Origin of the sequence: Rhizobium sp. 2YAF20 (assembly GCF_052114685.1) — a bacterium.
Classification (GTDB): domain Bacteria; phylum Pseudomonadota; class Alphaproteobacteria; order Rhizobiales; family Rhizobiaceae; genus Rhizobium.
The window spans coordinates 120236-133661 of the sequence record NZ_JBFRFF010000014.1; the positions used below are offsets into that span (position 1 = coordinate 120236).

Annotated in this window: 11 protein-coding genes and 1 pseudogene; 3 read left to right on the top strand and 9 right to left on the bottom strand. The window is 54.8% G+C overall.

Annotated features, from left to right (window positions below):
- Positions 1-50: 50 nt before the first annotated feature.
- Positions 51-692 carry a GntR family transcriptional regulator gene (locus AB4Z52_RS17845; protein WP_442219261.1) on the top strand — a complete coding sequence of 214 codons (642 nt, stop codon included), beginning with the start codon at positions 51-53 and terminating at the stop codon, positions 690-692.
- 209 nt (positions 693-901) lie between these two features.
- Here the strand turns inward: AB4Z52_RS17845 and AB4Z52_RS17850 are convergent, their stop codons facing one another.
- The 7 genes from AB4Z52_RS17850 to AB4Z52_RS17880 form a co-directional block, all read right to left on the bottom strand.
- The gene (locus tag AB4Z52_RS17850) at positions 902-2695 is read right to left on the bottom strand and encodes a TniQ family protein (protein WP_442219262.1); all 1794 of its coding nucleotides are present in this window, start codon (positions 2693-2695) and stop codon (positions 902-904) included.
- Between the two features lie 11 nt (positions 2696-2706).
- Complete coding sequence (locus tag AB4Z52_RS17855) at positions 2707-3699, bottom strand: TniB family NTP-binding protein (protein ID WP_442219263.1); 993 nt, start codon at positions 3697-3699, stop codon at positions 2707-2709.
- Complete coding sequence (locus AB4Z52_RS17860) at positions 3677-5878, bottom strand: Mu transposase C-terminal domain-containing protein (protein WP_442219264.1); 2202 nt, start codon at positions 5876-5878, stop codon at positions 3677-3679. The genes AB4Z52_RS17855 and AB4Z52_RS17860 overlap by 23 nt, the downstream gene beginning before the upstream one ends.
- An 85-nt stretch (positions 5879-5963) precedes the next feature.
- Positions 5964-6548: a hypothetical protein gene (locus tag AB4Z52_RS17865; protein ID WP_442219265.1), complete on the bottom strand. Its 585-nt coding sequence runs from the start codon at positions 6546-6548 to the stop codon at positions 5964-5966.
- 34 nt (positions 6549-6582) lie between these two features.
- Entirely contained in the window at positions 6583-6780 is a 198-nt protein-coding gene (locus AB4Z52_RS17870; RefSeq protein WP_442219266.1) for a hypothetical protein, read from the bottom strand.
- Positions 6781-6851: 71 nt separating this feature from the next.
- A complete protein-coding gene (locus tag AB4Z52_RS17875) occupies positions 6852-7703 on the bottom strand; it encodes a hypothetical protein (protein WP_442219267.1) in 852 nt (283 codons plus the stop codon).
- 43 nt (positions 7704-7746) lie between these two features.
- Positions 7747-7971, bottom strand: coding sequence for a hypothetical protein (locus AB4Z52_RS17880; RefSeq protein ID WP_442219268.1), 225 nt, complete (start codon positions 7969-7971; stop codon positions 7747-7749).
- A gap of 622 nt (positions 7972-8593) precedes the next feature.
- On the opposite strand from AB4Z52_RS17880, the gene AB4Z52_RS17885 reads away from it, so the two are divergent.
- Positions 8594-9262: a hypothetical protein gene (locus AB4Z52_RS17885; protein WP_442219269.1), complete on the top strand. Its 669-nt coding sequence runs from the start codon at positions 8594-8596 to the stop codon at positions 9260-9262.
- On the opposite strand, the gene AB4Z52_RS17890 is transcribed toward AB4Z52_RS17885, so the two are convergent.
- Entirely contained in the window at positions 9207-11393 is a 2187-nt protein-coding gene (locus AB4Z52_RS17890; protein ID WP_442219270.1) for a DNA cytosine methyltransferase, read from the bottom strand. The genes AB4Z52_RS17885 and AB4Z52_RS17890 overlap by 56 nt on opposite strands.
- A gap of 509 nt (positions 11394-11902) precedes the next feature.
- Positions 11903-12469: a type II toxin-antitoxin system VapC family toxin gene (locus AB4Z52_RS17895; RefSeq protein ID WP_442219271.1), complete on the bottom strand. Its 567-nt coding sequence runs from the start codon at positions 12467-12469 to the stop codon at positions 11903-11905.
- A 580-nt stretch (positions 12470-13049) separates the two neighbouring features.
- Between AB4Z52_RS17895 and AB4Z52_RS17900 the strand changes: the two are divergent.
- Positions 13050-13193: pseudogene (locus AB4Z52_RS17900) on the top strand (NADP-dependent oxidoreductase); the annotation flags it as partial.
- Positions 13194-13426: the final 233 nt, after the last annotated feature.

Genomic DNA, 13426 nt, shown 5'->3' on the forward strand with positions numbered 1-13426 from the left:
GAATTGACACCCGTCATGGTATCGATCGCTTTGTTTGTGGGGAGAAGATTGTGAGTGAAGTTCAGGAGCGAACACCCGAGACGGATGAAGTCGCGGTCACGCGCGACGTGACTGACTTCATTCTCCAGGACATTCTAACCGGCGCGCTGCCGCCAGGCACCTGGCTGAAGCAGGTTGCTCTCGAACGCCGCTACGGCTGTACGAGACCGGAAGTGCGCCGCGCACTTGATCGGCTGCTACAGAAGCGCCTTGTCGAACATGTGCCGAACCGCGGTTACCATGTCTTCGAGCCGGACGGGCGGCGTGCTCGGGAAGTCAGCGACATCCGTGTCATTTTGGAAACGGCCGTCGCCGACACGATCGTTTCACGGGCTTCGGCCGAGAGCATTGCCCGATTGCGTGCGCTTGCCCGCCATTTTGACGAAATGACGCTGACGGGTACCGTTCTCGAACTTTACGAGGCCAATCTCGCGTTCCATCGGGATCTCCTTGCGCTCAGCGGCAACCAGGAGCTCGTCGACCTGGTGACCGAGATTCGCCAGAGAACCTCGTCCGCACCGGTTTCACAATGGCGGACACGAGCTCGGATCGAGCAATCGGGCCGCGAACATCATATGATGATCGATGCGATCGAGGAGCGGGCTCCCGCCGATTTCAAGCGGCTTGTCGAACTTCACATCCGACAGCCATAACAACAATGGCTAGGCTCCCTAGATTCTGCCATTTGGCATCAAAAAAAGCCCGCAGTTGCGGGCTTTTTCCGGATTCGTTCAGAATGGCGGGTGCAAATGCCCCTCTAGGTTTCTCACGACGCTCTCAGCTTTAAAGGTGCCAAACCAAGGTTCACGGCACAAAAAAAGCCCGGAAAACCGAGCCATTTTTGCGATATATGTTGGTGGCATTATGAGATCAATGTCTCCGGGAGTTCGTCGCGCCGGTAAAAATGATCGAGATTGTAATGGGAATTGACCACCGGAGTGATGCCGACACCATTCAGATTCCGTGTGATTTCCGAGGCGTCCGCGCTCATTTTGCGAGCGAGTTCCGAGACCGACACATGGTCGTTTACGAATGCCTCGATATCGGCCGAACTCAGTTTTATCACATCGCGACCGCTGACAGTAACGATGTGAGACTGGAATATATTATCGGCGATAAGTTGATCGACAGCTGACTTTTTTACACCGAGGCGACGGCCAGCAGCTCGAACGTCGAGCAGCTCATCGAACGGTGACGTACTCCGGCTCTTGAAGACCGATCGAATTTCGCCGAGGTCAAAATACAAGTTGTTGAAACGGGGAACATCGCTGTCGGATGCTATTCGGACGATCGCCTTCTCGAGCATGTATTCAAACAGATCGATTGCGCGGTACGCCCTCATACGGAGAACCTCGGACGTTGAGACCATCCCTGCTGTAGAGAGGGAGCGGTCGATGCAGCTGTCAAGCTGACGCAATAAAGCTTCGATTTCGACCTTGTGCACGAGCCGATAGACGCGCGTTGACTCCTCGCTGTTAGAGAACACGGCGACATGCCCCCGCTTGATAAGAGCGTCGCACAGTTCCATCGAGCAGCCGATGGCCTGAGCCGCTTCCGAGGTCGTTACGTAAGAAGCAGCTTCAAGAAGAAGGGCATGAACATCATTGCGCTTGAGGAAACGTGGCAGCTCGCGGTCCTTGTAGCGGGTTGCAAGTACACGCAGCACACGTTTTTCCGAAAGCTGATATTCTACCGAAGCAGTGGCGAGTGTGAACACCTTGCGTTTTTTGATCCGCCAGATGAAGGCGTCCCCTGGCGCCAACGGCATGTTCTCCTCGGCGACTTCCTGTAGGAAGCGAAAGACGCCATTGTAATCCGAGTTGTGCTTATTGATCGAGGCCCAGTAGAGCACGGATCGAAACATATCGAGGGGATGCTTCACGCGCTTGCTGGTGGTCTCGACGATTGTTTCAAGAAAGCGCCAAACCGCATCGCGGCCATGCGTCGCGATTTCAAAGCCCAGTTGCCGCAATTCCGGGTTCTCAAAGCCATCCGGAATGCGTTCCTTTAACGGGCGTCCAAGCAAGCCCGCTTCCAAATGTCCAACGACCGTGCAGAACTCAGCCGCGACGTAGGCTGGCATGCCGTCAAGGAAGTTATCCTGCGCGGCGGTATTATCGGCAACGAGACGAGCCAGGAAATAGCTATCTGACGAAATCGAAGATGCAGTCGGCTGCTCGCAAGGTTCATGCGCCAATGACTCGAAATTCTCCAGGTGCGCTACGCCCAGCCGGTCAAACTCAAGGACGCAGCCATGAACTGGGCAACGAGCGATCATGCGCCACTTCCAGGGTCCGCGAATGTGAGGAATTCCGTTCGCAGCGTCAGTGCGAAGACAAGTGGGGCAATAGCGTACGCCCGTCGTCTGAAGCTGAGTGCGTTTCACTAACCCACTGCCAAAGCGGATTATAGCATTGGCGGGCATCGCAAAACGCTTGAACTCCGCCTTAGGAATGCCGGTCAACTCCCAGAGCCAAGCTGCGTCCGCGTCGTGCATCTTGATAAGGCTATCGGGCTTGAAGCCTGTGATGGCGCCGAATTCCATCGCGCTTGCAAACCCATTCTTCCAGGCGAGACGGGGCAAATATTCAGCCCCGGATTCCAATGCAAGCAAAGAGGGACGTTGGGGAAGCATAAAGGGGGAGGGTGCTGACATTTTGAGTCTCCTTACTGCGTAACCGAAAGATCGTCGACCGCCTTCGACGGGTCGATGCTCTTCCAATCAACGGAACGGAAAATATTGCCCTGGTATGTGCAACCGCTCTTGACGCGATAGCACTCCGCGAAGTCGTCGATCGTGACCTGGGTGAGGTCATTATCAATGGCATGGATACATGCCAGACGAACGAACTTGATAACTGCACCCAAGGCGCCGTTGGATGCCTTCGTCAGGCGCTGGGCGAGTTTATCGGCTTCTGTCCAACCGATTGTCAGACCGGCGGTTTCCACTACGATTTCGTTCAACAGTCGATCTACGAAGGTCATGTGATCCTTGTTCTGATAATCCAGGTCATGAAGCCGCATGACATTGCAGCGGTTCGCGAGCTGGCGGTCGCCCTGAAGGAACCTCGCCAGCTCCTGAGTTCCGACGAAAACAAAGTGGATCGGCCAGTCGTCGATCTGGAGCATGCTCTTGATGACATCCTGAACCTTGGCGATGACTGATGCGCCGGTGCCACGGATTGTGTGTTGCATCTCGTCAATGACGACACACTCAATCTTGTTGTGCTTCAAGATGCGCTTGAGGGCGGCGTGGAGTACGAACTCGGTCGCCCGCGGGGATGCAGGAACGTGAAGCGCTGCCAGCATCGCAATCATGAAGGACTTGTTGCTACACGTCCCTGGCGCCTCCAAATAGAGGAGAGGCGAGTAAAGAACGCCGTCCTCACCCATCTTTGGCTGAAGCTCAGGATAGGTCGCAAGGTGGTAGTCCAACATGCGGGACTTGCCTGAATCGGACGGGCCCATCACCACCAACGCCACTTCTTTGACGCCCCCGCCTGAGAGGCGAAGACGGAAGTTATTTGTCTGGTCACACAAGCGACGGATGAACTCGTCATCACGAGGCGAGGAGTAATATGTCGTCGTAAGCTTGAGCTTGAGATCGAACTTTTCCTCGTCCGTCAACACGCGAGCCTTAGCGGTAATTGCCTTCGTCATACTTCTTCTCCTTTGCCTTGATTTTTGAAACCTTCGGGGATTTCGGGGTGGGAATGGTGCCCTTCGGGCGGGTCATGTCGACACCGCCCTGGCGGAGGGGACCGCTGGGAGCCGCAATCGGGACCAGAGCGAAATCGTCATCGTCGTCTGCGGACAGCTCCACGCCGTTAAACAGATCGCGTTCCAGCTGCTTGAGGTCGTCGCGGGTGGCGGTGCTAGGGGCCAGACGAGCACGCTTGCGTGCAGCGTCGACCGTTGAACGAACGTCGTTCAGGCCACGATACATACGTGGAAGCATTTCCTCCTGAGCGATTTGCGCCTCAAGCTTGATGTCGGTCCAGACCTCGATCCACTCGTCACGAGTTACCTGTTCGGTCATCTGGATGCGGTTTTCCACAAGGAACCAGCCGTCCGGCCCCTTTACCGAGATCCAGCGGAGATCATCGTCGTGATAACGGATCTCGACCTTCTGGGAGCCGACCTTCTGAAAAAGCTGCTGCAGCTTGATGGAGTTGTAGCGAATACCCCAGACCACGATGCCAGTGGCCTTGATGGTTCGATCATCATGAACACCAAACACAGTAATGCGCATCTCTGGATCCCCGCCCCAGTAGACAGGGGAGCTTTCGAGATAATCCACCCATGCGTCGTGCGGAGACTTTCCCGTCCGCCAATTGGGTTTATGGTGATAGTTGTCCAAGATGAGACGAATGATCAGGCAAAGGATTTCCTCCGCCGTGAGTGTCGCCTGCTCCGAGGGCTTGTAGTTACCCTTTTCGACCACGTTACCAAAAGTCCGGCCGTGAAAATTCGTCAGCAACTGGCGAGAGATTACCGAGAGAATGCTCTCGATAAAGCCGCGGTGCCAAGGCTGGCCTGCGGGCGGGTGCGACAACGCTACACCTGCTTCGCGGAATGCGTCGTGGGTCGCATCAGCGATGTATGCCGTTCCGTTATCGGTATAAGCATTCTGAATGCGCACGCCGCCGTACCAATCGGTCTGAGCGCCGACGTAGCGGGCGATGTGGCACTTGTCAGCGATCGCCATATCGAGAGTATCGATTACTGTCGATGAGTTCTCGGACATGGCCGACTTGATGGCCAGGAGATATCCGGTCCAGGCGTCGCGTGCCATGGACAAGTAGATACGGACGGGAGCGAGTTTCTCCTTGGTTTCGTTAGAGAGATGATCCCAGAGATCGGTCGCGCTGAGCCAGGATTGGACTTCCAGCATGTAGCCGTCAAACTCCACGTGCTGGCCTGGACGGTCGACATCGAAACCAGTCTGCTGCGCACGGAAGATGGCGAGTGCCTTATTACGACCCTCACGCGCAGCCATAACCTCGTAGGCGTCGAGATCCTTGATCAGTTTCTCGAACTGCTTGCGGCTAGGTGGGGTCAGGCGTTCGAAGCTGTCCTGCTTCAGTTCGAGCGCTAGCATTTGGCGACGAGCGTTTTCCTCGTAGATCGACGCGATACAGGCTTCGCGCAGGCCACTCATCGTGGGCTTGCGGTCGTCCAGGTACATGAGCGCGAAGCGCTGGCTCCAGCCAAGGCTTTCAGCATCCAGCGTGTGCAGACGGTGGTTCTTGCCGGGACCACGATGGCGAGGCAGCAGGATGCGAATGTCGCGATCCGCCGAAAGGTAATCATCGTAGTAGTCGAGGAAAGTGCGAGTGTTCGGAGGGTCGAAAGTGGCCTGTTTAGTTGCCTTGCTCGAACGCTTTTCAACCTTCTTGTTGACCTTACCAACGGTCTTGCGGCGTGCGGCGTTGGCCGCCTCGTTCCATTTGTCAAGAAGCTCAGCGAGAAGTGCCCGTGTCGGCTTCTTATGGTCCTGGCAATATTCCTCGTAGCTATGGATGAGCAACTCCTTGTGACGAGCAAGGGCAACAAAATCGTCCTTGAACTCGTTGAGGCGCTTCTTCCCAAAGAGGCGGCGCAGCTTTGACTGCACTGGATGGTGGTACCCGTAAATGACGCGTGCCTTGTTCTCCTTCAGAGCGTCAGACAGTGTCTTGTGGTCCACAAAGCGGCACATACCCGGAATGGTCTCGCACTCAAGGTTGTGGCCCTTCGTGTCCATGGACGTCGAGACCCAGAAGCGTCCGTCAAATACCAGGCGGTCCTGCGAAGACAGTTCCACCTTCAAAAAGTCAAGGCGACGGTAGTAGTTCATGATGCCCTCCTTGGGCTTAGAATGCCGGGATCGGAATGATCGCGGCGCAAGAGAGTGAAGTGCGTTAAGCTGTGATGAGCAGGCCTTAGGAAATGGGGCCAGTGCTGTGAGCCTTGTCGGTGAGAGGACGCAGGGCGCGGCTATCGCGACCACACTCAACGTAGGTCTGGTAATCGCGACGGAAGGTGCGGAAAGTTGGGGCGCTGAAATTGAGCATTCCGTGCTTCAAATATTTGACGCGAGCCGGTGTGTTGATGTGCTTGTTGGCCTTTGCGGCCCACTCAGGCAGCAATGTCTCGGCTTCCTGGACGGTCACCTTTCGGCGCTTCTGCAGGAGCTTTTCATAGGCGATAATGATCTGCACCTTGAAGCTGGCGATCATGATCTGGTGCTCGGTGAACCCCTCGCGTCGATCGCCTCCGATGCGCTCCCGCAACTTGACCTGTCCGGCGCTATGATAGCCCCAGTCGATCTTTGCTTTGCGGCGGACCAAGGCATTGTGAAGATCAGCAATGCTGAGCACGAGATGGAAATTGCGGTCGGCCTCATCGATGAGGATGTAGCCAAGTGGGCCTTTCGAGACGCAAATCCAATTCGAGTCGTTTAATTCATTAGGGTCGTTCATGCTGAGTTCGGCAATCAAAGCAGCGGGGCGGGTCTTAGTGGTCATGATTTTACCTTTCGCGAATACTGTCTGTGAGGGATTAATGGCGCTTCGGGCTACGCGGGTGCAGGCTCTGCGGCCGCTGGACGACCTTCTTGCGCCGTTTGCTGCTCCGCACGGCGAGGGAGCCAGAGTAGGGGTCCGAGTGAAACCAAACCCATGATCCATCGCCGACGACGAGCGTGCCCGTCAGGTCCGGATGGATGGTTGTCAGGCTGATAAAATTGAAACTCTTCATTTTCATATCTCCGGGCAAAGCTTCGCCATCGCCCGACTAAGCGGGCTCCGGCAGGCATATTTTCAAGGCGGTTAGAAGTTGACGGTAAGACGGGTGAGGTCGTTGATGCGTTCGTCCTCGTTGGTCGGCTTGAGGATCTCGCGATCGATAAGGTCCCAGATGGCTGCCTTGCGCTTCCAGTTACCCATGAAAGCGCGGTCGTACAGTTCCCAAAACTGAATGGTTACGCGGCCGACCAACATTTCGACGACGAGTTCGACCTCCGTATGCTGGGCGTGTTCGCGTGCCCAGAGGATGTCCAATGCGTTATTGTACTTGCGCAGGGTTGCCTGTTCGCCGGATACGAAAACGGCTTCGTCGATGACAGTCTGCTCGCTTGTCTCAGCGATCATATCGAACATCGCTTCCATTTCTTCGCGATACTCCTCTTCCTTGACCGCGACCCCGATGCGCTTTCCCGACTTGTCGATAACGAGGAAATCGAAGATGGTGAAACGGTGATTTCCTTCCTCGTCGGTGTAATCGACACGAGGCTGCTGTGAAAAAATGTCCGCGACGGTGGGGTCAGCCTGGAAAATGCAGGACACCTTGTGCTCCTGGAAGCTTTCGTGCTGAACCTGATGGCCATTGAAGATGGTGAACCCGCGCTCGCTCTTGCTACCCTTGTCTTTCTCGCCGTCGGCATAAGTGCCGTCCTGATTCTTCTTTTTGCGGAAGACGCTCCGTTGACCGCCGTGGCCACCCGGGGTCACATAGAGACCAGGGGTGCGGGTTGCTTTGCGACGCTTGATCGGGGGCTTGGGCACAATCGCGACTGCCTCACCGTTATTTTCCGGAGCCGGAGCGGTGGCCATCTCGCGCAACTTGTCCAGCATGCGGCGGCGGAGGAGGACATTATTATTGATCAACTTCTCGTTCGGCATTTCATACTCCTTACAAATTGAAAACGGGACGCGATTGGGTAGGTCAGCGACGGTCGGTGACGCGTGCCCGAGAGGACTTAGAAGCGGACCGGCGGCGGCCGGGGCGACGCGCGTTAGGGCGAAGACCGCGCGGACGATCGCTCCAGCAATGGTACATTGCGCGAGAGCTCAGAAAGTCCTCGTCATCGAAATCGTCGGACAAGAGGCGCATGGCGCCGTGTGGATTAAGGTCGGCAGCACGGTCGAGGTCCGTAAGGTATTTGTTCATGGTCGCAAGCGCTCCTGAGCTGAGGTCCAAAAGATACGTCTGGACGGGTCCTTGAATGACCTGCCAGATGTAATCGTTGCAAAGGGCCGAAGCTTGAGAAGTCAGCTGCGTTAGAACGCTAAAAGTCTTCTTCGTGAGCATCACAATATCCCTTCGTTCGATCGGCCTGAGTATCGGTCGATCGAGCGAATTTTGTTCACGCAATCTGACTCCGGTTGAACCGGATTCAGCGTCGACAGCGGAGCCCGTCCTAATTACAAGCGAAATTGCGGGTGGCTGCGACTGTTTTCGCGAGATGGCTTTTAGCTGGGATACTTGGCCCTAATGGGTCGCGATGGCGGAGATCGCGTGACGGCCGGAAGATGTCGTACGGGTGTCCCGGGACGGCTTACGGGCGTCGAGCGCCGAAAACTCGTATTCGCAGGGACGACATCTGACTCTCCTTGGTGTTACGAATAAAGAGTGACACCCGACCGCGCACCTGTCGAGTGTGAAAGACGACAACTTTAATAAAATTTTAATCATGGTTAATGGCGCCATTCACTGGAAACCCGATTAAATTTACTCGTCTCTTGCAACAGCCAGCATCAGCATTGGGAATGCGCAAACAGAGATACACGCCATGGAATTCCCGCTGCTTAATCTAATGAAGGAAATCAGAAACGAGATTGGTCCGCTTTTGAGGGAGCTTGGATTGCGGCCAAAGCTAACTTCATTGTCCTGGGGCGTGAACGTTGAGTTCAAAGCGTCTGACGGGAGCTACAGTCCGGTAGAGCTTCAGGTTGGCCACGAGACGATGGCGGGAGCGGGGTGGAAGTATTCGTCCATCCGAACGGCGAACTACAATCGCATTGATGTCGGATACAACGGATGGCTCTTCCACGAATATTGCGGTGGCTGCAATGCTCGGTCACTACCGGATGACAGGAAGGCACGGTGGACGCAGATAGAGAGTACGATCGAAAATCTGCGCGTCATACAAGTGGGGGACGAAAAGCCGGGCTACACCAAAGACGTAAAGTTCGTCGCCATGGTCAAGGCGGCCGAAAACGCGCTAGGGGAGGGCTACCGCTACGACTGTCAGCGGGACAACGGCATTTCGAGTTTCAAATTTCGAGACTCTCACGACAGGGAGTGGCGAGTCGCTTTCCAGGGCGGGAAGGCAAGAATTTACGTCGATGGGACGTACGACAGGTCGTTCGCCCTTAGAGCTTCTGAAGCGGTCGGGAATTATCTCAGCTTCCGTGTCCTCGAACCGGCATCGGACGTGGCGTCCGAATTGGAAATCTGACGGTTTGCTTAGGGGCAAAGCGTTCCCAATCCTCTTCCTCTTCGTCAACGTGCCTTTGCCATTGATAGGCTTGGCCGCGATCGTTTTCCACCAGTTGCGGTTGACCAATACGAAATTTAATTGCTCGATCGGCATACTCTGGTGGACGCTGCTTAAAAGGCTTGCTGATATTCTGGATCGCAGGGCTCCATTCTTTGTATTCCACGTTTGCGCCGTTGAGCAGTTGGCGAATGGCTCCAGCAAGCGCTGCGATCATCTGCGGAGGTACCACGAGAGATACCTGTCGGATCTGCTCGCTCAAAGGTCCAAGAAACTCCCAGTTGTCCGGAAAGCCCTGGAGTCTCTGCAGATTCCTGACGGTCAGTGGCAGATCACTCCAGTCTATCCCTAGTTTAGGTCCTTGGTCGGCGAACTTCGACAGAAAGCCCGACTTTCCCCAAGAAGACTTGTGGAACCCGCCATCCTTGATTTTATCGGAGACCTTCGAGACGTCTGGGATCAGCATGTCGGCTTTCGCGTGATCGGCGAGCCACTCTTTGACGCGACGGTTATACCTAGCCTGATTGTCTGCCTGTTTGTCCATATCTGGGCTCCGCCCAACGGGCCCAAGGCCAGCGTGATCAGGAAACGCCACATTAGCCAGCAATTCTTCAATCGACCGTCTAGCGCCTGCTGGTAATTTGAGCCTCGCGAGCAGATCCTTTCCCGCCAGCATGCCGATAATGACTGCCCGTGTACGCTTCTGTGGCACCCCATATTTGTCAGCTGAGACGACCAAGGTCCGGATACCATAGCCTGCGTCTATGAGTTCGTCCTCGAAATAGGTACGATCCTGCGTGTGCTTTTTTGACCGATAGTTTATGTCGACTTCGAACATAAATGAACGAGGCTTAAGCTCCTTAACCAAGCTGACAGCAGTCGAGAGTTCCTCTTTAGCAGCACGGCCCGGACCGGTGGCGGACCAAGCGCGGTTGATTATTGCCGCAGAGAGAAAATCGATCTGTCGCGGCGCTCCCGAAGAAGATTGGGTCAACTCGGCGATCTCGGTAATATCGCTGCAGAATGCCCAGTCCGGCCGATTGATCTTCAACGTATCACGCACGGCGGTGTCTTGCTCAAAGATTCCCGCCACGCTGTATCCGGCCGCCTCCAACCCTAGAGCGTGCCCACCACCACCCGAACAGAGATCTATGGCGATCAGAGGCTTAGGCGTGTCAACAGGAATTGGCGAGGTCTTTTCAGGAGATTTGCCAGCCAGATAGCCGATCGCTTCCAAGGACGACCAAGAATAGAAGGGGGTGCTATCTTGGGGAAACCGGCCATTACGAAATGCCTTACGGGAAAGCATTTTGAGTGAGTAATGCACTTGGCTCAAATGCATTTGCGCTGGATTATCAATTGCCAAATGCGCCCAAGATCGACGGATGGAAAACCTGTCACCGGCCAAGCGTTCAAAGTCTACGAGCAGTTCACTCGCAGTTTTCCGGATTTGGCCGTCCTGGAGTTTCAAGAGCTTGATCATTTCAAATGAAGGACCTGTGGTCCATCCATTGGTATTTGCGATCATCGCCGTGTGAAGTCCATCGGCCTTGCTCCGCAACTGGGCGACCATCTGCCGAGTGGCTTTGGTGGCCCGTGAATTCAGCTCGCGAGCACTGCTGCGCAAGACCTTGTCTTCGAATGCCAAAGGCGGGTTTTTGTCCCTCTGCATCCGTCGAATGTCACGGACGCTGAGTTCGTCTCCGGACTCAAGTCTTTTGAGGGCGTCGCGCTGGCTCGTCTCGTCGATAGCGGCGAGTGCTTTTATGGCTTCGAATTTAACGCGCCCGCTGACCAGGGTTTTGCTATTCTTAACAAGCAAGGTTGAGAACTTTTCAAATGCCCGGAAATCTTCAGGTGCTATTCCGCAATCACGAAGGAAGCTGCGTAAGTTGACATGCGGATTTTTCGCATATTTTGCCACCTCGACGAACAGGTTTACAGCACTATTGGCCATATTAGCGCGAAGATTGCGGATCTTGACTCGCGAAGCGGCCTTTTCCAGTTCAAGGCGCTCGCTCTCGGCCTCTGTAGGCGGCGCGACCCGAGAACGCTTTTCCTGCGCTGAACCGGTGTTTGCTATCGCTCCCAAAAAAATCTCCCGGACTTGCTTTCACCGAGTTGTGCCAGAAAGGGATTGCTTACAAACAAAAGACATCGCTAAATTTTTATGTGTTCAATTGTTTGTGCCAGAGCACGTGATGAGCCGCCAATCATGTCTTCGGTGTGACTACTGCGCTAATCTTGTCCGGGAGACATAAATGATCCAACACGATGAGCGGGAATGTGATCTTGCGCATGTCTACCAACAAGATCGAATATCGGGTCATAATTCGGGTTGCTAGGCCATATTCTCCACCAAGCGATCAGACAGATATCAATCGACATTCGCTGGTGGTTTGGAGGGTACCGACTTCGGTTGCGAGAAATCCGCTGGAAGGGGCCTAATCCTGAGTTACTACTCGATCTGTGGCGGTGCAGGCGGTGGAGAAAAAGGACGAATAGCCATGTCGCTTGACCACGATAGCGATTGTTGACCAAAATTGGTTTTGGAATTGCTTCGATTGTATTCTGACTTAGAGTGCCGGGCGTCACCAGAATTCAACGCCGTTCAACCTGCGCGGAAACAGGCCGACCGTAGTTCGCAATAGGATATCTATCAGCAAGGGGCTCCATTTTAGTATGCCACACCCCGCTCTCCGGGTTGTAGATCCCCGGAAGTGGATAGAATTCATGTATCCGCATGAAGTCATTGACGTTCAGTGTCGCAATGGGGAGACGCTTTGCAAGGGCCGCGGCCGCGATGTGAACATCTTGACCGCCTCGCGGTTTCCCGACATGGTTGCCGTCTTTGTCAACTCGATCAAGCCATAGGTTCTTAAGCCGTTTGTCTGAGATGAGGATACCCCACATATCGATCACTTCGCGATCCGTTTCAATGATCGGCATTCCGCTTTTGAGCAGACGGTGATACCAGTTGCTGAGTTTAACTGCCTTGATAGGGCTTGTTGCACAAACCAGGTTAATCCCCATCAGGAGTTCGATCATCGCCCCTGCTGGAAGGTAGAGGGCCCCGGCCGTATCGAGAAAATCGATGATGCTCTCTCTTGGATAAGGTAGATTGGTCTCGCTAATGACGGACGTATCCAGCAAAAAAGCCGTTGTCATGGTCCAGCCTCCAAATCGCGTGGGGAATGGTGCTGGATTGTTAGTTGAGAAATAGTTAACGATTTTGGCAAAATTTGAGTTTGTCCGCCGCTCGATGTAGGGATGCCTTCGCAGAGCCGTGTAATGGTGCTAAGGAAATGGGAAGCCAAATTACTGAGTCCCGTTAATGCGTTCCAAGGAAATCGTAGTGCTGGGCGAGGTCGACAAGGAGGTCAAAGATTTCCTTGAAAGAGCTCGTGCAGCCGACGGCTTGCGAGTGCAAGTTGGATCGGACGTTTTCGTCGTTAAGGTGTCGAACGATAGCGTTCCACAGTCGGCTCGTGATTTTCTGACTAAGGGCGGTCGCATTCTCGAATGATGCCCATCAAGAGCGATCATCCGTGCTTAAGTCATGACGAGGCTTGGGGTGTGCCTCAGTACGGGCCGCTGCCGAGGTGCAATCAAGCGCTTGTCCCTCGTTGGGAGCCGAGCTTCGATTTTGTAAGGCCCCGCAAAATCAAGACTATCGCTTGATCTACGTGCGGAGTGTTCGCAAGCACCCTATTTTCTTCCGCTGACAAACCGTTCCTGAGAACTTTACCCAACCTCGGAGAACTTCCGGCTTGAAGATCGCGAGCTGCCCGAAGCGGGAGAAGGCGAAGTGACACTTCGCGTGCTCTACCTCTCTTTGGATCCTTACATGCGCGGCCGCATGAGCGACGCGAAATCGTATGCCGCGCCAGTACCGAGTAAGCGATGCATAGACCCCATCTGGCGAGTGCGCTGCTGAGGTTCTATTCGTGCCTGAGAAATTGGGAGCTCTGGTATGAACTGCTATGTCTGCGCCTATGTCTGAACATAGAACATTCCATATGATCGAAGCTGTGGCCAGTCCCCTTGAGGGTGCGCCGCGGCAGTTCCGTCGTTGGTCAGACGATTTCAAGGCGCAGGCGGTGGCCGAAGCCATGGAACCTGGGG

Excerpts from the sequence above, each read along its gene's own strand:
- AB4Z52_RS17850 (WP_442219262.1), bottom strand. The coding sequence starts at position 2,695 with ATGTCAGCACCCTCCCCCTTTATGCTTCCCCAACGTCCCTCTTTGCTT.
- AB4Z52_RS17855 (WP_442219263.1), bottom strand. The coding sequence starts at position 3,699 with ATGACGAAGGCAATTACCGCTAAGGCTCGCGTGTTGACGGACGAGGAA.
- AB4Z52_RS17860 (WP_442219264.1), bottom strand. The coding sequence starts at position 5,878 with ATGAACTACTACCGTCGCCTTGACTTTTTGAAGGTGGAACTGTCTTCG.
- AB4Z52_RS17865 (WP_442219265.1), bottom strand. The coding sequence starts at position 6,548 with ATGACCACTAAGACCCGCCCCGCTGCTTTGATTGCCGAACTCAGCATG.
- AB4Z52_RS17870 (WP_442219266.1), bottom strand. The coding sequence starts at position 6,780 with ATGAAGAGTTTCAATTTTATCAGCCTGACAACCATCCATCCGGACCTG.
- AB4Z52_RS17875 (WP_442219267.1), bottom strand. The coding sequence starts at position 7,703 with ATGCCGAACGAGAAGTTGATCAATAATAATGTCCTCCTCCGCCGCCGC.
- AB4Z52_RS17880 (WP_442219268.1), bottom strand. The coding sequence starts at position 7,971 with ATGAACAAATACCTTACGGACCTCGACCGTGCTGCCGACCTTAATCCA.
- AB4Z52_RS17885 (WP_442219269.1), top strand. The coding sequence starts at position 8,594 with ATGGAATTCCCGCTGCTTAATCTAATGAAGGAAATCAGAAACGAGATT.
- AB4Z52_RS17895 (WP_442219271.1), bottom strand. The coding sequence starts at position 12,469 with ATGACAACGGCTTTTTTGCTGGATACGTCCGTCATTAGCGAGACCAAT.